Source organism: Nocardia seriolae NBRC 15557 (genome assembly GCF_007990715.1).
Lineage (GTDB): Bacteria > Actinomycetota > Actinomycetes > Mycobacteriales > Mycobacteriaceae > Nocardia > Nocardia seriolae.
Genome location: NZ_BJWY01000030.1, coordinates 38477 through 58600 on the forward strand (window position 1 = coordinate 38477; position 20124 = coordinate 58600).

Consider the following 20124-nt stretch of genomic DNA (forward strand, 5'->3'; position numbering starts at 1 on the left):
AGATGAACCCGAGAGTGGAACCATGATTCGAATCCAACCGCCCACCGCGTCGCGACTGTGCTCCGCGCTGGTCGTCATCGCGGCGGTGGTCGCCGGGCAAGCCGTTGCGGCCGTGGGCAATTCGGCCCCGCCGGACGCCGCGGCGGTGCCGCCGGTACCCGCCGCGGACTCGTTCTACGCCCAGCCACCGTCGGCGGCGGGCCTGGCCATGGGCGAAGTCGTGGACAGCAGGCCCGTTGTGGTGCGCGACGTTCCGGCGCGGACCGCGCTGGAATCGTGGCAGGTGAAGTACGCGAGCCAGGACTCGCAGGGGCGGCCGTGGACGACGGTCGCGACAATCCTGAAACCGGTCGGCGGCGCCCGGACCGATCGCCTGGTGGCCTTCGATCCGTGGATCGACGCACTGGATTCGCGATGCAATCCCTCCTACCAATTGCGCGCGGGCGCAGGATATCTGGCGTCCACCGGCATGATCACCGAGATCATCGATCTGGCCTTCCTGCTCGATCGCGGCTACACGGTGGTGGTGCCCGACTACCTGGGACCCGAAAACCAGTTCACGGCAGCCTATGTCGAGGGCCGCAATACCTTGGACGGCATCCGCGCCGCGCTGAACTTCGCCCCGGCGGGACTCTCGGCGGCGACGCCGGTGGGCATGTTCGGCTACTCCGGCGGCGCGCGCGGCACCGAATTCGCGGCCGAGCTGGCGGCGGCCTATGCGCCGGAACTGAACCTGGCCGGCACCGTCGCCATCGGCTTGCCCGCCGATATCACCAACTCGGGATGGCGGATGAACGAAAGCCTGTTCGCGGGCATCGATCTCGTCTCGGCCTTCGGGCTGGCGCGCGCGTACCCGGAACTGAAACTGCCGCAGATGTTCGTCGATCCCGATCTGGGCCGTCAGGTCGGTGAAATGTGCAATGCGGAGCTCATGGCCCGCTACGCCTTCGCCGACGGCCGGGACATGACCGTCGGCGGTCGCTGGCCGCTGGCTGACCCGCAGGTGGCCGCGGTGGTCTCGACACTGCGCGCGGGCGCGCTGGGCACCCCGAACGCGCCCCTGTATCTGGCCGTCGGATCCGGTGACGAGGTGGCGCTGCCCGAGGACAATGACCGACTCGCGGCCGACTATCGCGCCCGCGGCGTCGACCTCACCTACGTGAAAGTGCCCGGCGCCGAGCACATCACATCCAATGCCGTGGCGGCGGGACCCGCCATCGACTGGCTGGCAAGTCGGCTCGACAGCCGGGAGGAGAACCGATGACGGAAGTACGCAGCGCCGCACTGTTTCCCGGGCAGGGCGCGTACGCCCCGGGCGCGCTGGCCGAGGTCGCGGACCGGCCCGAGGTCCGGGAGGTGTTGCGCGACATCGACGCGGTGACACGGCGTCTCGCCGGTGGGACCGTGTCGGAGCTGCTGTGCGCACCGGACGCCCCGGCCATCGACGAACTCCTGGAATCGGATCCGGACCTGTTGCAGGCGGCCATCTACGCCGCGTCGGTGGCCGCGTACCGGATGCTGCTCGCCCGGGGACCGCGCCCGGATGTGCTGGTGGGCCACAGTTTCGGTGAGATCGCCGCGCTGGTCTGCGCGGGCGCGTACTCCACCGCCGCCGGAGCGGAGATCGTCTGCCACCGCTCGGCCGCGCTGCGGTCGGTGCCGGCCGTGGACGGCTATCAGCTGGCGCTCGGCGCGGACCTGGTCCGATCCGAGCGGATCCTGCGACTGATCGGCGATCCCGATGCCGTGGTGGCGGTGGAGAACCACGACGGGCAGACGGTCGTCGCGGGCCCGTGCGCCGCGATCGACACCGCGCAGGCGGTCGCGACGGCGCTCGGGATCGGCGCGGTGCCGCTGCATTCGCCGTACCCGTTCCACAGTCCCCTGCTGCGCGAGGCCCTCATCGAGTTCGGGTTCCGCACCAGGGATCTCGCGCAGGCCCGGCTGTCCGTGGAGGTCTACTCGCCGATCCTGGGTCGCGCGTATCGCGACACCGACAAGCTGGCGGTCGCGCTGGCCGGTCATCTGACGCGGCGGGTCCGCTTCGCGACCGCGCTGCGTGAGCTGCGTACCGCCGGTGTCGAGGTCTTCGTCGAATGCGGTGCGCTCGACGCGCTCTCGCGTATCACCGGCCGGGTGCTCGGCGCGGACGTGGTGACGGTGCCGCTGCTCGTACCGGGCGCGCGCATTCCCGAGACCCTCGCCGCGCCGACCGCCGAGCGGAGTGCGCCGGTGCGACTGCGTGATTCGCGTGTGGAGCGCATCGCCCGTCTGGTGATCGACGAGGTGTCGGCCGCCCTGGCCGAGGCCGACGCGAGAGGTGCGGAACCACCGGCTGAGCCCGCCGCACCGGCGGCGGCCGATGCCGCGGAGTCCGTCGCGGAGCGACCCCGGGCCGTCGAATTCAATTCCGGCGAACAGCTTTTCGGGCAATTGGTGGTGCTGTACGCCGACGCCCTGGAATACCCGCCGGAGGTCTTCGAGCCGGACACCGATCTGGAGGCGGAACTGGGCGTCGACTCGGTGAAGCAGACCGAACTGCTGCGCCGGGTGGGCGAGCGCTACGGGCTCGGCCCGCTGCCCGCCGATTTCAAGATCGCCGAACACAATACGCTCGGCCGCATCGCCGACCTGATCGTGAGTGCGTAGGTCCGCGTGATGACAGCTCAGCTGGACGGGAAGATCGCGCTGGTCACCGGCGGCGCGCGGAATGTGGGGCGGGCGATCGCCGTGCGGCTGGCCGCCGATGGCGCGCTGGTCCTGATCAACCATTTCCGCTCGCCCGCCGCGGCGCGGGCCACCAAGGCCGAGATCGAGGCCGCGGGCGGCCGGGCCCACATCATTCGGGCCTCGGTGGCGAACGCCGCCCAGCGGGAACGGATGTTCGCCGAGATCACGAGTGAATTCGGGGCGCTCGACATTCTGGTCAACAGCGCCGCCGACGGTCGCCTCGCCGCCTTCGACGACGTCGACGAGGCGATGATCGATCGCGCCATCGACACGAATCTCAAGGGCGCGCTGGGCTGTTCGCGCCTGGCCCTGCCCTTGATGCGGGGACGTCCCGGCGCGGCGATCGTGAACGTCTCGACCCTCGGCGGTGGCCGCTTCGTGATGGCCGACTACCTGGCCTGCGGCCCGGCCAAGGCCGCGGTCGAGGCGCTGACCCGCTATCTCGCCGTCGAATATGCCGGATTCGGTATCCGGGTGAACACGGCCGCCGCCGGCATGCTGGAAAGCCCGGTGGTGGAACAGTTTCCGCGCGCCGAGGCAATGCGGGCGTCGACCGTCGCCGCCACGCCGCTGCACCGGCTCGGCACGCCCGAGGAATTCGCCGCCATCGTCGCCTTCCTGGCCTCGCCGGACGCCGCCTGGGTCACCGGGCAGGTGCTGCTGGCCGACGGTGGCCTGTCCACCGGCGCGGCACTGCTGTCGCCGCCGCTCGCGGACACCTCGCCCGTGGAAGTCGCCGCGCAGCGGTCGGAATCCGGTTCGCCGCCCGTGCAAGTCGATGCACCGTCGCCGGAAGCTGTTGCGCCGGTGTCGGAAGCTCTTGCCGCTGACGAGTATCCGGAAGATGCCATCGCGATCGTCGGCATGGGCATCACGGTGTCCGGTGCCAATGACCCGCAGGAGTTCTGGCGCGCGCTGCTCGACGGTGACCAGCGCTTCGAAACGGTCCCGCCGGATCGCTGGGACAACACCGCCTTCCACTCGCCGGACCGGTCGGCCGAGGACAAGTCGTATTCCGAATATTCGGCCTTCATCACCGATTTCAGCCCGCACCCGGCCCTGGCCGCGGAGCTGGAAGCCGCCGGGAAGTCCGGTGCCGAGGTCGAATCCACCACCCTGTGGCTGCGCAATTCGGTCTTGCAGGCGATGGATTCGGTGACCCGGCGGCCGTCGGATCGCTGCGGTTTCCTGGTCGGCTACACCGCCGACGGTAACCAGCACGCCGAGGAGGCCACGGTGGTCGCGGGTGTGCTGCAGAGGGCGCGGGAAGTGTTGCGGCGCAGCGGCACCGAAGATCTCGAGCGTCGGATGGCCGTGCTGGAATCGCGGTTGCGGGCCCGGTATCCGCGCAGCGCGATCGATCCGGACCGGGTGTTCCCGCATCAGGTCGGTGCGGCCGCGATGGCGGGCGTACTGCCGGGGGACACCGAGCTGCTGATGGTCGACACCGCCTGCTCGTCCTCGCTGTACGCCGTGGATCTCGGCATCAAGGGCTTGGCCGAGGGCCGCTACGACATCGCGGTGTGCGGTGGCGCGTTCGCGGTCGGCCCGCGCGGTTCGGTGCTGTTCGCGAAGCTGAACGGACTGTCGGAGCGGGGCGCGGTGCGCAGCTTCGACGAGACCGGTGACGGCGTGCTGTTCTCCGACGGCGCGGCCACCGTGGTGCTCAAGACGCTGCGCCGGGCGCGCGCTGACGGCGATCGAATCCTCGGTGTGGTCAAGGCTTTCGGCGCGTCCTCCGACGGCAAGGGCAAGGCCGTCTACGCGCCCAGCGCCGCCGGTCAGGAGCTGGCGGTGCGGCGCGCGCAGGCGAGTCCGCGCATGACCGGGGTGATTCCGGACTGGGTGGTCGCGCACGCGACCGGCACCCCCGCCGGTGACGCCGCCGAATTCGCCACCCTGCGCGCCACCATGACCGGCTCCGAGCCGGTGCGGGTGACCTCGAACAAGTCGGTCATCGGTCACACCGGGTGGGCGGCGGGCACGTCGTCGATCATCCAGGTACTGCTCGGCTTCGAGCACGAGCTGATCCCTCCACAGCACCGATTCGACCGCGCCCCGGCCGAATTCATGATCGACGCGAGCAATCTGGAGATCCCGAAGACCGCGGTGCGCTGGCCCGCGGGCGGACAGCGGCCACGCGTCGCGGCGGTGTCCGGCTTCGGATTCGGCGGCACCAACGCCCATCTCGTGATCGAAGAGCCGCCGCGGGCCGTGGCGGACGCGGTCCCGGCTCGCCTGTCCACACCGTCATTGGGCCCGACCACGCCTTCGGGCCGGATCGCGGTGGTAGCGGCGGCTTCCCGCCTGCCCGGTGCGTCCGGCGCACGCGAGTGGTCGGCAGCGGTCGCCCCCGAGACCACCTTCGGTGACCGATATCCGCTGCCGACCCTCGCGGAAGTCAAACTGCCACCGGGCCTCATGCGCGCGATCGATCGCTGCCAGTTGATGATCCTCGACTGCGCCCGCACCATCCGCACCGATCTCGGTGACTTCTGGACTGCCCAGCAGGCCGAAACCGGCGTCATACTGGGACATTTCGGCTCCACCCGAAATGCGCTGCACTACGCGACCCGCTGCTATCTGGACGACATCACCGAAGCCTTGCGCACCGACGCGGTCCGCGAACCCTGGCTCGCGGACGTACTGGACGAAATCGCCGCGGAGGTCCGGGCGCTGGTGCCGCCGTCGACCGAGAACACCTTCCCGGGCATGATGCCCAACGTCATTCCCGCGCGGGTCGCGAACTACTTCGGCCTCAATGGCCTGAACATGACCGTCGACACCGGCTTCACCGCCACCTCGAGCGCGATCGACGTGGCCGCCGGATACCTGCGCACCGGCGAACTGCGCATGGCCCTGGCAGGCGGCATCAATGGCAATGCGACCGCGGAACAGCGGGCACTGCTGGGCGACCTGCTGCCCGCCGGGACCCGCATCGCGGAGGGCGCGTTCCTGCTGGCGCTCACTGCCGAGGAGACCGCCGCCGCGGCCGGGCTCCCGATACTCGGCTACCTGGAATCCGTCACCCCTGACCTCCCGGCCGATTTCGAATGCGGCGCGCACGACGGCGGCCGCCCGAACTTCCTCGGCGGCGAAGGCGCTTTCGCCATCGACGCGGCCCTGCGCACCATCGCGCCGGACGGCACGGCGGTGGTGATCTGCCGGGGCGGTGCGGGCGCGCCGGACGCCGCGATCCGCGTCACCGGACCAGCCGGGTCGCGCTTCCTGCGGGGCGACGGTCGCGGCACGGGGACCTCCGAGGTCCCCGACACGGCAAGGGGAGACGTCGGCGGGGCCGGGTCCACCGAGCACCGTGCCGTCGCGAACGCCGACGCCTCGCGCCTGACCGCCGCCGCGCGCACCGGTGGCGATGCGGCTGCGGGAATCCTCGCGCGCACCGGAAGCGGTACGGCCGGTGGGACTCTCGTGGACCCGCACGTGTGGGGCTTGGCGCCGGAGCCGGGGGTGGCGGTGCGTGCGCCGATCGAATTCCTGTCCGGCGAGCCGACCTTGCTGCTGGTCGAGGATCCCGTTGTGTTGGAGGGTATCTCGGTGCCGGAGGGGACCGTCGTGTTGTCCGTGCGTCCCGGTCCGGGGGTACGGTATCTGCCCGAGATCACGCCGGAGCGGTTCGGCGAACTGCTGGATCACTGCCAGTATGGGGCGCAGGTCCGGCATCTGCGCCTGATCGCCGATCTGTCCGGGGACGTGTGCGCCGAACGCACCGATGCCCTGCGCGCACTGCACGATCTGTGGTTCCTGGCGGCCCGGCGGCTGTCGGGGGTGCTGGCCGAATCCGGATCGTCCACGGTGACCCTGCTGCTCCACGCGCTGGACGACACGACGCCCGCCCCGTATGCGGGCCTGTTCACCGGGGCGATCAAGGTCGCCGCGCTGGAATGGCCCGGCAGCGCCACCTTCGCCCTGGTCACCGATGACGGTTGCGCGGCGGGCAGCGCGCTCGTGCGGGCGGAGTCGATGCTCGAACGGTCGATGCCCGTCGCCTATTACGCCGGTGGCGTCCGATACCGTGCGACGCTGACGGCCCTGGCCGACGATTCCGCGGAAGACGCACCACTGGACCGGAATTCGGTGATCGTCGCGGTCGGCGGCGGGCGGGGCATCACCGCGGAACTGCTGGTGGCGCTGGCCCGCGAGACCGCCGGTCGGATCCACGTGCTCGGCAGCGGCGATCCGAGCGCGGTGCCCGGCCGGTATCTGGAGCTCGAGGATGCCGCGTTCGCCGCCGCGAGAAGGGAATACCTGCGCGTGCGGCGCGCCGCGGACCCGGTGGCGACGCCGCGCGAGCTGAGCGCCGAGTTCGATCGAATGGCGAACGCGCGCAACACGATACGAAACCTGCGGCGCATGCGGGAGGCCGGTGCGGCCGCCGTCGAATACCTGGTCTGCGATGTCACCGACCCGGCGGCGGTCGCGCGGGCGGTGGCGCGCGTCCACGCCGGCGCGGACCGGATCGACCTGTTGATCAATGCGGCGGGGCTGAACCGGTCCGCGCGGATCGCGGACAAGGATTTCGGCGAGTTCCGCCGCATTCGCGACATCAAACTGCTGGGCTACACGAATCTCGCCGCCGCGCTGGCGGACCGGCCGCCGCGCCGCTGGTGCAACTTCGGTTCGCTGCTCGGGGTCACCGGCCAGATCGGCGAGGTGGATTACGCGTCGGCCAATGATTTCCTGGGTACCGCCGCGCTGTCGGCGGCGGGCGCGGGCCGCGACGAGTTCACCATCGGGTGGACCCTGTGGGGCGATATCGGCTTGGGCGCGGACGAGTTGACGAAGTCCTACTTCGAGCAGAGTGGCCAGTATTCGAACATGCCGACCGCCGAGGGCGCGCGGCACTTCCTGCGTCAGCTGCGGTCGGCGCGGCGCACTCCCTATGTGGCGCACCTGGGCTGGGCCGAGTACGGCGCGGTGGACGCGCTGCTGCCCGGCTTCCTGGGTCCGTCCCCGCGCCCGTTCTATCTCGATCGCCGCGTGGCCCGCGGGGAGGTCGACGGCCGCCGGTGGGAGGTGCACGAGCGCACGTTCGACCTGCACCGTGACGCGTACTTGACCGGCCACACGGTGCGCGGGGTGCCGACCCTGCCGGGCGCGTTCGTGGCGGAGCTGGCGCTGGAGGCGGCGCGCGCCCTGGTCCCCGGGCTCCGGGCTTTCGCCCTGGAGGACCTGACCTTCCATCATTTTCTCAAGGTGGCCGCGAATCGGCCGGTGCCCGTGCGGATTCGGGCCGAGGTCCTGGAGGAGCGCGCAGACCTCGGCCAGGTACGGGTGGGTGTCGAGGTGACCGGGGATGTGATCGCCCCCAATGGCGTCGTGCTGGTGCGTGATCGGCGGCATTTCAGCGCGACCGTCCTGCTGGCGGCGACCCTGCCCGCGGCCCCGGCCTGGACGCCGTGGCATCCGGCGGCGGTGCGGCTGGTGGCCGATCCCTACCACCGGGAGGGTGCTCCGGTGCTGCTGACCGGCGTCTTCGAATCCACCACCGGTACCGCGCTGCATCCACTGGGCAAGCGGTCGACTTACGTGCCGCGGCTTTCCCCGGGTGACCCGGTGTTCTCCCGATTCCGTGTTCCCGTCCTGCTGCTCGACGGCCTGCTGCGCACCGGTGTGCTGTCCGCCGGTGACGAGCGGGGCGTGCCGATCGCGGCCCCGCTGCGCATCGATCGGCTGGATCTGTACGAGCACACCAATGACACGCTCGTGGCCCGGGACGGGCCGATCGAGTTGTACGCCATCGTGCCCGGGCCCGACGACGCGCCGGGGCAGTCGGCCCCGGAGAGCCTGTTCGCGGCGGTGCGCCCGGACGGGCGAATCATCCTGGCGCTCAAAGGTTTGCACTGGATCACCACCGGTTATCTGAAAGGGGCCGAGTGATATGGCCGCCATCGTCACCCCGACTTCGCGCACCGTCGCCCCGACCTCGCACCGGTTGCCGCCGGGACCGCTTGGCGCACAACGCATTCCGCGGCACGTGGCCGCGCTGCGCACCGATGCCGCGGGCCTGTTCGCGCGGCTGCGCCGCGATTACGGCGATACCGTCCGGCTCCCGCTCGGCCTGCTGACGGCCACCCTGGCGTTCCACCCGGACGCCATCAAGCATGTGCTGCAGGACAACAACGCCAACTACGTCCGCGGCCCCGGCTACGAGCGCTTCCGGCTCTTCATGGGCGACGGGCTGCTCACCACCGACGGCGACGCCTGGCGTGAGCGCCGCCGCACGGTCAACCCGCTGTTCCATCGCAGCGCCGTCGAGGGCATGGTCGATACCATGGCGTCCGCGACCGCCGTCGTGCTCGACCGCTGGGAGCGGCACGGCCGCAGCGGATACACCGGCGACGTGCTGCCCGCCATGATGCGAATCACCCTGGGCGCGTTGGGCCGGATCATGTTCGACGCCGATCTCGACGGCGACCGCCGACGGGTCGGCGCGGCCATGGAGACGGCGGTCGAGGCCATGGTGTTCCGCGGCACTGTGCCCGAACTGCTGCCCCCGTGGGTGCCCTTCCCGTCGAATCTGCACATCGCCCGCGCCCGCGCCGACCTGTACGCCGTGCTCGGCCGGGCCGTCGCCGCGCACCGCACCGGTGCGGGGGCCGGGCGGCCGGACCTGATCACCCTGCTGCTGACCGCCGCCGAGTCGCCGGACGGCCCGGCGCTCACCGACGCGGACGTGCGCGATGAGCTGATGACCGTCTTCATGGCGGGCCACGAGACGACCGGCACCGGATTGGCCTGGGCGCTACACGAATTGGCGCACGCGCCGGTGGCACAGGAGCGGATGCGAGAGGAAGCCGATCGGGTGTTCGGCGGCCGCGCGCCGGTGGCGGCCGACCTGCCGCAGCTGACCTACACGGGGATGGCGGTCGAAGAATCCCTGCGCCTGCACCCGCCGATCTGGGTCTATCCCCGCGCGAGCCGGGCCGCCGACGAACTCGGCGGCTGGCACGTTCCCGCAGGCGAATGCGTGTTCCTCAGTCCCTATGTGACACACCGGCATCCGGACTACTGGGTGACGCCGGAGCGGTTCGATCCGGAGCGTTTCACCGAGACCGCCAAGCGAAATCGGCCCCGGTACACCTACTTCCCGTTCGGCGGCGGTCAGCGCAAATGCGTGGGCGAGGCGATGGCCACCACCCAGATGCGGCTCACCCTGGCGATGCTGGTGTCCCGGTTCACGATCCACCCCGCCGGACCCGGTGACCCCGCATTGCGGACGGCGGTGTCCCTGCGCCCCGTCGGCGGCCTGCCCCTGCGCATCGTCCCGAGGCACTCATGACGGTGCAGCCGGTACACCGGTTCGTCTGGCGGCCGGTAGAGGTCGCGGCGCTGCCGCCGGAACCCAGCATCGGCCTGCTGGGCCGCCGCATCGCGGTGGTGGGCGGCAGCGGCGAATCGGCGGCGCGGATGCTGGCGGTCCTGCGCGGGGCCGGGGCCTCGCCCGCCCGGCTGGCCCCGCCGCACGAGGGCGGTGACGTCGCCGAGTTCTACCGATCGACCGGGCCGCTGGACGGCATCGTGGACCTGAATTACGAACGGCCCTTCGATCTTTCGGATCCGGGCGACTGGGAATCGCCGCTGTTGCAGACGATCGGGTTGTTGCGGCAGACCTACGACGACTGGCGCGCGGAAGGCGATTGCCGCCGCCTGTTCTACCTGGCCGTGACCCGCATGGACGGCAGGCACGGGTACGCGGACCCCGGACGGGGGCAGCCGCTGGGCGGCCTGTGGGCCGGTCTGGCGAAGGGGCTGCCACGCGAATTCGACACCGTCAACATCCGGGTGCTGGACCTTCCGGCGACCGAATCGCCCGATCGCGCCGCGGTCCTGCCGCTGAGCGCGGCAATGGCCGATCTCGTCTGCCGCGAGCTGTATCGCTGGGGCCCCTTCGAGATCGGCCACTACGCGGGCCGCCGCTACACGCTGACGGCGGACCGATCCGAGGTCCCCGCGCCCGCCATCGAACTCGGGCCCGGTGACGTGGTGGTGATGTCCGGCGGTGGCCGGGGGATCGGGTGGGCGCTGGCGCGGCGCCTGGCCGACCGGTATCGCTGCCGGGTGATCGTCACCGGCCGTAGCCCGCAACCCGACCCGGTCGATCCCTTGATCATGATGGCGGACAACGAGTTTCGGGAGTATCGCGCGCGCGTGCTCGTCGCGGCCGCCCGTTCGCGCTCGCTGACGCGGGCCCGCACCGAGCTGGCGCGCGCCCAGGAGGCGAGGCAGCTGGCCGCCGGGCTGGCCGCGGCGCGCGCCGATGGCCTCGACATCGTCTATCACCGCTGCGATGTCACCGATCCGGTCCAGGTGCGCGCGCTGCTCGCGGCCGCCGGCCCGCAGCTGGCCGGGGTGGTGCACAACGCGGGCGTCGACGCCCCGGCCCGCCTGCCGGTCAAATCCCCCGCGTCCGTGCGCCGCACCGCCGGGGTGAAGGTGACGGGCCTGCTGAATCTGCTCGCCGCGCTGCCGGAGTCACCGCCGGTGCGCTTCTTCAGCACGGCGGGGTCACTGGCCGGACGCTGGGGCGGCATGGTCGGCCAGCTCGAATACGGGGCGGCCAATGACGCCATGAGCCGCATCGGGTTGTGGGCCGCGAGCCCGGACCGGGACGTCCCGGTGGCCACCATGTGCTGGCCGACCTGGGAACGCCTCGGCATCATCACCAATTACGAAGCGACCCTGGCGTATATGTCGGCCATGGGCGTGGAGGAGGGGCTGCGCCACTGGGAGCGGGAGATCGTGGCGGGCACCGTGGGGGAGGTCACGCTGGTCGGCGAGTTCGGCAAGGCGCTGTTGCCGTCGCTGCTGCGCGGCTACCCGCCGACAACCGGTCTGACCGGCGTCGCCCACTTGGTGAACCGGCTCCTGCTGCTGGGCGAGCCGATCCGGTTCCGCGTCGGCGCGCTGCTCGAGACCGAGCTGCGCCTGACCACCGATCGGTTTCCCGCCTGCACCGACTTCCGGGTGGACGGCCGCCCCGCGATCCCGCTCAGCCTGCTGCTGGAATTCCTCCGCTCGCTGGGTGATTGGGTGCAACCCGACGACGGCCCGCGCCCGGCGTCCGCGCTGCGCGACATTCACGTGGACCTGTCCGCCCTGGCACTGCCGGAGACCGGCGTGCGGCTGCGGGCGACCGCCGAGGGGCGGTGGGGCGCGCACCGGGACTGGGTGGTCCGCGTGCGGGTCACGCGCGAGGGGACCCCGGTCGCCCTCGCCACCCTCGTGTACGCAGCCACCGCCGGGGACCGACCCGGCGTCGAAACACCCTCCACCCCAGCCGATCCCGAGGCGGTTTCGCTCGGAGCCCCGGTGCACCGGCTGCACTGGAACGGCCACGTCTTCCGCCTGGGGCGGGAGCTGCCCGACGGCCGATCGGCCGAGGTGGACGCCGACCGCCCGCGTGATCTACTGCCCGGCGTGCCGTCACCGCTGCCGGAGCTGCCGCTGAACCAGCTCGAAACCCTGCTGCGGCAGGCATATCGGCGCACCCCGGCACAGCCGGTGCGCCGCTTGACCATCGAGTCGATCGAGATCGCCGCCCCGCTGTCGGGATCCGACGGCCGGGTCACGGCCGAGGGCCGGACCTCGACCGCGTACGCCCCGGACGGGCGGGTACGGCTGCTCGTGCACGGAATTCGTTACCGGAAAGGATGATTCAACTGTGAGGACCCTGCTCGAACCCGCGCGGACCGCTGCCGCGACCATCGATCGCAGCGATCGGTACTGCGTGGTGGGGGCCGGTGCCGCGGGGCTGACCGCGGCGAAGAATCTGCTGGAGTACGGCATCGCGGTCGATGTCATCGAACGCGCCGACGAGATCGGCGGCACCTGGAACCCGGACTGCCCGAACGGGGCCGCCTACCCGTCGCTGCACCTGATCACCTCGAAACCGTTCATCCGCTACACCGACTTCCCGATCCCCGACGACTACCCGACCTATCTCGGGCAGCGCCACATCATGGCGTACCTGCGTTCCTACGCCGAGCATTTCGGGGTGCGCGAGCATATCGAGTTCGGCGGCACGGTGGAGTCGATGGACCGCGTCGACGGCGGCCCGGAGTGGCTCGTGCGCATCCGCACCGCCGAGGGCACGTCGGTGCGCAGGTACGGGGGAGTGGTCATCGCCAACGGCCACAACTGGTCACCGCGGCGGCCGGAGTTCCCGGGCGTCTTCAACGGGACCACCCTGCATTCGGCCGACTATCGCGGCCCGGACGTGCTGCGCGGCAAACGGGTGTTGGTGGTCGGCGCGGGCACCTCCGGCTGCGATATCGCCGTGGACAGCTGCCGCAGCGCCGCGCGCACCGTCCTGAGTGTGCGGCGCGGCAACTACATCTGGCCCAAGTACATGTTCGGCATCCCCACCGACGCCTACTACGAGTTCATCCTGAAATTCCGCATGCCCAGACCGCTGGTGCGGGCGATGGGCAAACCGCTGCTGCGGATGAACAGCGCCGACGACCCGGTCCGCTACGGCCTGCCGCGACCGGAACACAAACTGCTGGAAGAACATTTCGTCATGAACTCGACGCTGCTCTACCACCTCGGGCATGGCGAGATCGGCGTCAAACCTGAGATCGCCGAATTGTGCGGGGACCGGGTGCGTTTCACCGACGGCACCGAAGAGCCGATCGACGTCATCGTGTACGCGACCGGCTACCGGCAGGCCGAATTCCCCTTCATCGGCCGCGAGCACCTGAACTGGTCCGACGGCCCGATCCCGGCGCTGCACCTGCACGCCTTCCACCCCGAGTACGACAACCTGTTCGTCATCGGCTACTTCCAGACCGCCACGGGCACCTGGCCGATCATGGACTACCAATCCCGGATCATGGCCAGGTACCTGTATCTGCTGCGCACCGATCCGCAGCGGGTCGCGCGGTTCCGGGCACGGAAGGCGAAGCCGCTGTTCGGCCCGAAGCTCAACGGCGGCATCGACTTCTACCGTTCCGAGCGCCACTGGCTCCAGGTCGAGCACGTGTCGTACCGGAAACGGTTGCGCGCGACCGCGAAACAGCTCGCGGTCGCGCCGCCGCGCCGTCAGCCGGGATAGACGCCCGCCACGAACGCGCCCTTGGTCGTGTACGACCGGATCGGTGTCAGCGTCGCCGTGTCGTAGGCGACCAGGGACGTGTCCAGATTCGCCAGATTGGCCATGAACGGATCCCACGCCTGCTGCTTGGCCTTGTACCACCCGGCCAGCGGGCTGAAGTAGATCAGCGGCGCGCCATCGGAGACGGTCGACAGATAGGCGGTCTTGCCGTCGGGGGAGAAGCCCGCGTAGACGGCCGCGCCGTCGGTCTTGAAGCGGTTGATCTCGTCACCGGTGCGGGCGTCGAGAATGATCACCTCGTCGGAGTTGTAGAGGCACACCCACAATTGGGTGCCGTCCGGGGACAGGGTCGCCGAGATCGGTTCCGCCCACAGGTCCATGAACACGGTCTTCTTCACCGTCCACGTGGCCACGTCGACCATGGTGACGCCGGACCAGAAGTTGACCGTGTAGATGGTGCTGCCGTCCGCGGACAGCGCGCCCCAGCCGGGCGTGGACCCGTTGAGGAACAGCGGCGGCGCCTGCACAGCGCCGGTGTAGGCGTCGTACTTGGTGAGCACACCGGTCGCGGCCATCACGTAGATCGAGGAGCCGTCGGGGGACACCTCGATGTGCGCGGGCCCGGGCGGCAACAGCACCGGAATCGTGCGCACCACCTCCAGCGTCTGCGTGTCGATCACCTGCGTCATCGACAGCGAGGTGGGCACGAACAGGTAGCGGGCGTCCTTGGACAGGATGATGGTCGCGTAGGGCGCGCCCAGCGTCGGAATGCGTTTGACCACTTGGCCGCTCGGCATATCGATCACCGAGACGTTCCAGGTGAGCGGGTTGCCCGGCCCGAAGTTGCCGACGAACATGCGCGAGCCGTCGGGCAGCGCCTTGATCACCATCGGATGGTCGCCGACCGCGGGCACCTCCTGCTGGACCGACAGCGTGTCCGGGTCGACGCGCAGCACCGATCCGGTGCCGTAGTTCGGTATCCAGATCGGCCCGCCGGGGCCCGAGGTGGATCCCGAGATCGAGGGATTGGCCAGCGCGGTGGCCGAAGTCAGGAACAGCGTGGTGACACAGGTCGCGAAGAGGACGGCGGCGCGCCACAGCGGCCCCGGTGCGTGTGAACGAACGTGTGTGGACAAGAGCGGAACTCACTTCACGGGATCGTGGATATGGGGATACGGGCCGATCTGCGCCGCGGCGCTGACGCTTTCGCCGGTCAGGAACCACAGGTGCAGCCCGCTCGTACGGTCCTCCGGCCGGATGCGCAGCGGCTGATCGGCCGTGAGGGGCGCGTTGTATTCGATGACCGCGCGATGCGGCGCGATCGGCAGCTCCGGCCGGGCGGGCAGGAACTGTTCGACGGCCTGCCAATACGCGGCATTGTTCATGTGCATCAGCAGGTCGATGTCCGCCTCCCGGATCGGATAGGGCAGGTCGTTTCCCGACTGCGGCCCCGGCGTCCGGTCGAGCATCGGCTTCCAGCGCAGCCGATGCTCGTCGGTGGTGGCGGCCAGGTGCGCGAAACCCGCGTCGCTGATCCGCGCCGTGGTGCCGTTGCGCTCGTCGACATTGATCCAGAACGCCTCGGTCTCCACGAGTCCGCCCGCGTCGCTGGCGATCCGGACCCGCATACTGGCCCACCGGGTCGACACACCCGAGCACCAGCGGCGCAGCGAGACATGGTCGGGCCAGCGGATCGGGCGGATCACGTCGATCACGGTCCGCCGCACGATCCAGGCCGGATCGGTGTCGACGAAGCCGCTCACGTTCAGGTCCTCCCAGGCGATGTCCTGCAGGTAGCGGGCGATGCCGTCCAGGCGCAGTCGGCCGTTGCGGTCCACGTCGCCCGCGCGGACCGGCCAGTCGGTCGCGTAGCCCGCGTCCTGGAAGGGGGGATCCGGCAGGACACCGGGGATGCTCGTCATCTGACCTCTCTCTGTGCGATGGGGGATGGTCTCGAACGAGTAGCCGCTACGTCATGGGCGGCAGCCACACCGGGACGCCCGGGCCGACATTGGTCGGAATCGGGTCTCCGACAATCTGATCTGTGCGCGGATCGAAGACGATCACCTGACCCGGGGTGAGCCCCACACCGGCGGTCACCAGGTTGCCGAACAGGACCGGATCCAGGATCGGGCCGGGGTAGGCGTTGGACGACGGGCCCATGTCGGTGATGTAGCCGCGGGTGCCGTCCGCGCTGAACATGACCGAGGTCGACGCGCCCGTGGTCGGAATGCGGCCGATCACTTCGTCTTTCGCGGTGTCCACCACCAGCACGTCCTTGCCGCCGAACACCGTGACGTACAACTTGGTGCCGTCCGGGTTCAGCGTGGAGACGAACGCCCCGGGATTGCTCAACCGGTACTGGCTGTCCTCGCTGGTGTGCAGCAGCTTGGTGACCCGCCAGTCCTTCAGGTCGATGACGCTGATCGTATTGATCGAATTGGCATACAGTTTCGACCCGTCCTTGCTGAAGCTGTACCAGAAGGTGCCGAAGCCGCCGACGATCAGCGGCGGGCGCACCACCTTGCCGCTGATCGGGTCGATCGCCTCGATCATGCCGCTCTGCATGAACCCGACGTAGAGCAGTCCGTCCGGCCCCTGGATCGCGCCGGCCGGAATCTCGGGATGGCGTCCGGCCGCCAGATCCGGGTAGGGGAAGCGCCGCACGATGGTGTCGGTCGCGACGTCGAGCACCTCGATCACGAAGCCCACCTCGGGCAGGAAGATCTCCTTGCCGTCGTTGGAGGTGAAGATGCCCAGCGGCGGGCTCTGCACCGGAATCGATTTGGTGGTGTTGGACGGCCGGTCGATGACGGTGACGCTGGGCGGCTGGAAGCCGAAATTGTCGACGTAGATCTTCTTGCCGTCCGGGGTCGCGGCCAGCACGCCCGGCTTGGTGGCCGGTCCGGTCGGGATCCGCTCCTTGATGGTGTTGGTGGCGGTGTCGATCACGGCGACGGTATCGCTCTGCACCTCGGGCAGATACAGCTCGCCCGCCGGGCCTTGCGGCTGCGCCGGGTCGGCCGTCGGCGCGGCCTGCGCGGTCCCGGATACGACGCACAACGTCAGCAGCGACGAGATGCCGAGACGACCAAGGGTTTTCATGTATTTACCGCTCCTAGAAGTTGGTGCTGGTCGGAATGCCGCTGGGCAGCAGGTAGGTGTAGGGCTCGCGCTGGGTGTTGCGCGCGCCGATGGTGTCCTCGGCCCGGCTCAGCGCCGCCCGGAACCGGTCCAGGGGCCCGCCGGGGCCGACGATCCGGGGATCGTTGATCGCATTCGCGAAGGGGAAGGTGTTGTTGCGGTAGTCGCCGAGCGGGCGGTAGTGCAGGCTGCCCAGCGTGTCCAGCACATACAGCTGGGCCATCGAGGTCAGCAGCTGGGGCAGCATGCGAATCCAGTCCGGCTCGGCCAGCCCGGTGAGGGTGGTCGGCGCGGGGGCCGATGTCAGCCCGCTGTAGAACGGCACGAACTCCATCAGATCCTTCTGCGGGAAGTTCACGGCGGCGTGCTGGGCGCTGGCGGTGAACACGATCATCGTCACGACCTCGACCAATTGATCGACGGTGTCGATTCGCTTGAAACCCTTGACCTTTCCGACCTGGGCGATCTCGTCGGCCCACGCGACGAGTTCGAAATCGCCGCGCACGTCATCGTCAGAGCCGTAATAGGTACGCACGTACTCGTCGGCCCAGCCGTGAATGGCGTCCCAGATGAGCAGGGCGTCGTCGCGGTACGGGTATTGCAGGTGCGTGTCGTCGACGCCGCGCTGCGCGAATTCTCGCGCCGGCATGTTCTCGTAGAAGTCCCAGCCCAAACGCGCCTGTCCGGCGGTGGAAATGGTGTCCTCGAGCAGCGACGCGAAAATCAGGTCACCGGTCGTCTCCGGCGCCAGGATGAGGTAGGTCGCGAATTGGTTGATATACAGCGATCCCTCGAAATGCGGTGTCAGCAGAACGCTCAGCGGATGATTGACGGCCAGGTGCCGGCGGGTGGCCACGCAGAACGCCTCGGATACCAGGTGCGTTCGCGCCAGATGCGAGAAAAGTTCGTGGTGATTGAAATCCGCGGTCTGAACCACGGTCTTCGCCATCTGCCAGCCCCAATAGCGGTCGGTGTCACCGGGTCCCGGGCGCAGGAACATCACGTGTTTCGACGGATCCTGGCCGCATTGAATCGCCACCGGCCGCAATTCCCCGCCACCGGCGGGGACCGCGAAGGCCGCCATCGGCGCGGTGTTGTAGCCCGGTCCGGTCAGCAGCTTGTAGGTGGCCGATTCCGACGCCGCCGGACCCAATTCGGCGTAATCGACCAAATACAGTCGGCCCTGCGCGATCGCGCCGCCGAGGCTGTCGCCGGACCCCATGACGGATCGGTAGCCCTTGTCGTCGAGCGGGAAATTGCCCGGCAGCGAGCCGCGCACCTGGCGCAGCACCATGGGATTCGGCCCGGCCACCCGCATGCGCGCGAAAACCAGGTCGTCCCGGAAGTTGTCGGCGATCGCGGGCACCGGCATGGTGGCGTACAGCTGCCGATACCGCTCCACGCCGTCCACCGTGCCGAAGTTGCCGAGCCCGGGGCTGTCGAACATCTTCCGCATCGTCTTGAACAGATCGTCGCGAATCTGGTCGAGCGTGCGCAGCGTGGCCTGGATGGTTTCGACGAGGAGATATTCGCCCCCGCGCGCGGCCGGGTCCACCGGTTGCGCGGTCGGGCTCCGCAGGAAGGGCGCCACGACGCCGAGCACCTTGTCGACCGTGGTCTTGAGACCGGACAACTGATCCACCAGGGGTTGCAGCATATCTCCGGCAAGGCTGTTGAAATGCTTGCTCAGCGCGATCGCGATATTGGAGATCACCGGATACTGCCCGTCGATCACCATCGTGAACCATTCGAGGGTCGGATTGTCCTCGATGGACAGCGAGGCCGCCATCGGAACACCGTGCACGTAATTGGCGTCCTCGGACCACACGTATTTCCCCTGTAGCCGAGCGAGTTCCGACGCCCGTCCGGCGGTGTTCGGATCGAACTGCGGCAGTAGCGGATTGGCCGTTCCGGGTCCCGCCGGGTCACCGAACGGCAGGGGCAGGTCCAGTGGCGGTGCCGCGAGCGCTGGATCCCCGGTAAGGGCAAGGGTGCCGATGGCCGAGACTCCGGCGGCCGCCGAAGCCTTGAAGAACTGTCTGCGATGCATTTCAATCCTGACGAGATTTCGATTTGCCGTTGTCCGACCGATACGGCGGACATGTCGCGGCAAGAATTCAGCAACTTTCCAGCAACCTTAATGATCGCGGGGTTGCGCGCCAGGGGACTGTGGATCACGCCACTATCCACAAAATCTGTGTAACGGAAATTCCCTCAGGTGTTTCCAAGAAAAACTAAGCAACATAGTAGTTATACCAGCGGGCGGGCCCCCGGCTCGGCCGCGCGCCGACGAGAGGGTAAATGGCCGTGAACGCTGTGAAAACCGCTGAAGCATGGGATCTTCTGCGTGCTGGAAATGAGCGATTCGTCCGGGGTGAATTGCGGCACCCGGGGCAGGGGGCCGTCGATCGAGCCAAGCTCGTCACCGGGCAGCAACCATCCGCGATCCTGTTCGGGTGCAGTGATTCCCGGGTGGCGGCGGAGATCATCTTCGATCAGGGGCTCGGCGACATGTTCGTGGTCCGAACCGCGGGGCACGTCATCGACGCCTCGGTGCTCGGATCGATCGAATACGGCGTGGAGGTCCTGGGCGTGCCGTTGATCGTGGTGCTCGGGCACGACAGCTGCGGCGCGGTGCGCGAGACCATCGACGCGCTGGACGGGCAGGGCGTGCCGGGCGGGTTCATTCGCAGCGTCGTCGAGCGAGTCGCCCCGTCGATCCTGGTCGGGCGGCGTGAGGGGCTGGCGGGGGTGGACGAGCTGGAGGCCCGTCACGTGGTCGAGACCAGCCGCCTGCTGACCCAGCGCTCGGCGGTCGTGGCCGCGCGGGTCGCGGCGGGTGACTGCGCCATTGCCTGTGTCACCTACAAATTGTCCGACGGCCGCGTGCAGGTGCACTGTGCGGTCGGGGATATCGGCGAAACCGTGTGCGACACGGCCGATCCGCGCCTCCATCTCGAACCGTTGGTGTCCGGCTGCCGCTGTTCCGCGGCCTGACCGGTTCGCGCTCGGCGCTATCGAAGTGTCACAGCAAACATTCGGCTGACTCGACTAAAAACTATGTTGCATAGTAGTTTGGGTCCGAAGCCGGGTCATCGGACCCGTCGGGGTATCCGCCGAATGGCACGCAGGAGGCCAGATGACCGTCACCACGGCACGTCCGGAGCAACTAGTAC

Annotated in this window: 11 protein-coding genes; 7 read left to right on the forward strand and 4 right to left on the reverse strand. The window is 69.3% G+C overall.

Annotated elements, in window-relative coordinates:
• Positions 1-22: 22 nt before the first annotated feature.
• The 6 genes from NS2_RS12235 to NS2_RS12260 are packed head-to-tail and all read left to right on the forward strand — an operon-like array spanning position 23 to position 13804.
• Positions 23-1264: a lipase family protein gene (locus NS2_RS12235; RefSeq protein WP_052486642.1), complete on the forward strand. Its 1242-nt coding sequence runs from the start codon at positions 23-25 to the stop codon at positions 1262-1264.
• Complete coding sequence (locus NS2_RS12240) at positions 1261-2649, forward strand: acyltransferase domain-containing protein (RefSeq protein ID WP_033087637.1); 1389 nt, start codon at positions 1261-1263, stop codon at positions 2647-2649. Before NS2_RS12235 ends, NS2_RS12240 begins: the two co-directional genes overlap by 4 nt.
• Before the next feature lie 9 nt (positions 2650-2658).
• Positions 2659-8628 (forward strand): SDR family oxidoreductase, encoded by a 5970-nt coding sequence (locus NS2_RS12245; protein ID WP_052086331.1) that lies wholly within the window; start codon positions 2659-2661, stop codon positions 8626-8628.
• A 1-nt stretch (position 8629) separates the two neighbouring features.
• Entirely contained in the window at positions 8630-10030 is a 1401-nt protein-coding gene (locus NS2_RS12250) for a cytochrome P450 (RefSeq protein ID WP_052086330.1), read from the forward strand.
• A complete protein-coding gene (locus NS2_RS12255; RefSeq protein ID WP_147207166.1) occupies positions 10027-12405 on the forward strand; it encodes a KR domain-containing protein in 2379 nt (792 codons plus the stop codon). The genes NS2_RS12250 and NS2_RS12255 overlap by 4 nt, the downstream gene beginning before the upstream one ends.
• Positions 12406-12412: 7 nt before the next feature.
• The gene (locus tag NS2_RS12260) at positions 12413-13804 is read left to right on the forward strand and encodes a flavin-containing monooxygenase (RefSeq protein WP_147207167.1); all 1392 of its coding nucleotides are present in this window, start codon (positions 12413-12415) and stop codon (positions 13802-13804) included.
• Here the strand turns inward: NS2_RS12260 and NS2_RS12265 are convergent.
• From NS2_RS12265 to NS2_RS12280, 4 genes are read right to left on the reverse strand one after another with little or no spacing between them, the layout of a single operon-like run.
• The gene (locus NS2_RS12265) at positions 13792-14940 is read right to left on the reverse strand and encodes a YncE family protein (RefSeq protein ID WP_033087634.1); all 1149 of its coding nucleotides are present in this window, start codon (positions 14938-14940) and stop codon (positions 13792-13794) included. The genes NS2_RS12260 and NS2_RS12265 overlap by 13 nt on opposite strands.
• A gap of 9 nt (positions 14941-14949) precedes the next feature.
• On the reverse strand, positions 14950-15726 hold the full coding sequence (locus tag NS2_RS12270; RefSeq protein WP_045437384.1) for an acyl-[acyl-carrier-protein] thioesterase: 777 nt from the start codon (positions 15724-15726) through the stop codon (positions 14950-14952).
• A gap of 46 nt (positions 15727-15772) precedes the next feature.
• Positions 15773-16909 carry a YncE family protein gene (locus NS2_RS12275; RefSeq protein WP_052086329.1) on the reverse strand — a complete coding sequence of 379 codons (1137 nt, stop codon included), beginning with the start codon at positions 16907-16909 and terminating at the stop codon, positions 15773-15775.
• 13 nt (positions 16910-16922) lie between these two features.
• On the reverse strand, positions 16923-18998 hold the full coding sequence (locus tag NS2_RS12280; RefSeq protein ID WP_036551592.1) for a lipoxygenase family protein: 2076 nt from the start codon (positions 18996-18998) through the stop codon (positions 16923-16925).
• Positions 18999-19249: 251 nt separating this feature from the next.
• Here NS2_RS12280 and NS2_RS12285 point away from each other — a divergent pair, with 251 nt between their 5' ends.
• Positions 19250-19945: a carbonic anhydrase gene (locus NS2_RS12285; protein ID WP_045437387.1), complete on the forward strand. Its 696-nt coding sequence runs from the start codon at positions 19250-19252 to the stop codon at positions 19943-19945.
• The last annotated feature ends 179 nt before the right edge of the window (positions 19946-20124 follow it).

What these genes read in the sequence shown, in the direction of transcription:
- NS2_RS12235 (WP_052486642.1), top strand. Translation starts at nt 23, where the DNA reads ATGATTCGAATCCAACCGCCCACCGCGTCGCGACTGTGCTCCGCGCTG.
- NS2_RS12240 (WP_033087637.1), top strand. Translation starts at nt 1,261, where the DNA reads ATGACGGAAGTACGCAGCGCCGCACTGTTTCCCGGGCAGGGCGCGTAC.
- NS2_RS12245 (WP_052086331.1), top strand. Translation starts at nt 2,659, where the DNA reads ATGACAGCTCAGCTGGACGGGAAGATCGCGCTGGTCACCGGCGGCGCG.
- NS2_RS12250 (WP_052086330.1), top strand. Translation starts at nt 8,630, where the DNA reads ATGGCCGCCATCGTCACCCCGACTTCGCGCACCGTCGCCCCGACCTCG.
- NS2_RS12255 (WP_147207166.1), top strand. Translation starts at nt 10,027, where the DNA reads ATGACGGTGCAGCCGGTACACCGGTTCGTCTGGCGGCCGGTAGAGGTC.
- NS2_RS12270 (WP_045437384.1), bottom strand. Translation starts at nt 15,726, where the DNA reads ATGACGAGCATCCCCGGTGTCCTGCCGGATCCCCCCTTCCAGGACGCG.
- NS2_RS12275 (WP_052086329.1), bottom strand. Translation starts at nt 16,909, where the DNA reads ATGAAAACCCTTGGTCGTCTCGGCATCTCGTCGCTGCTGACGTTGTGC.
- NS2_RS12280 (WP_036551592.1), bottom strand. Translation starts at nt 18,998, where the DNA reads ATGCATCGCAGACAGTTCTTCAAGGCTTCGGCGGCCGCCGGAGTCTCG.
- NS2_RS12285 (WP_045437387.1), top strand. Translation starts at nt 19,250, where the DNA reads ATGGCCGTGAACGCTGTGAAAACCGCTGAAGCATGGGATCTTCTGCGT.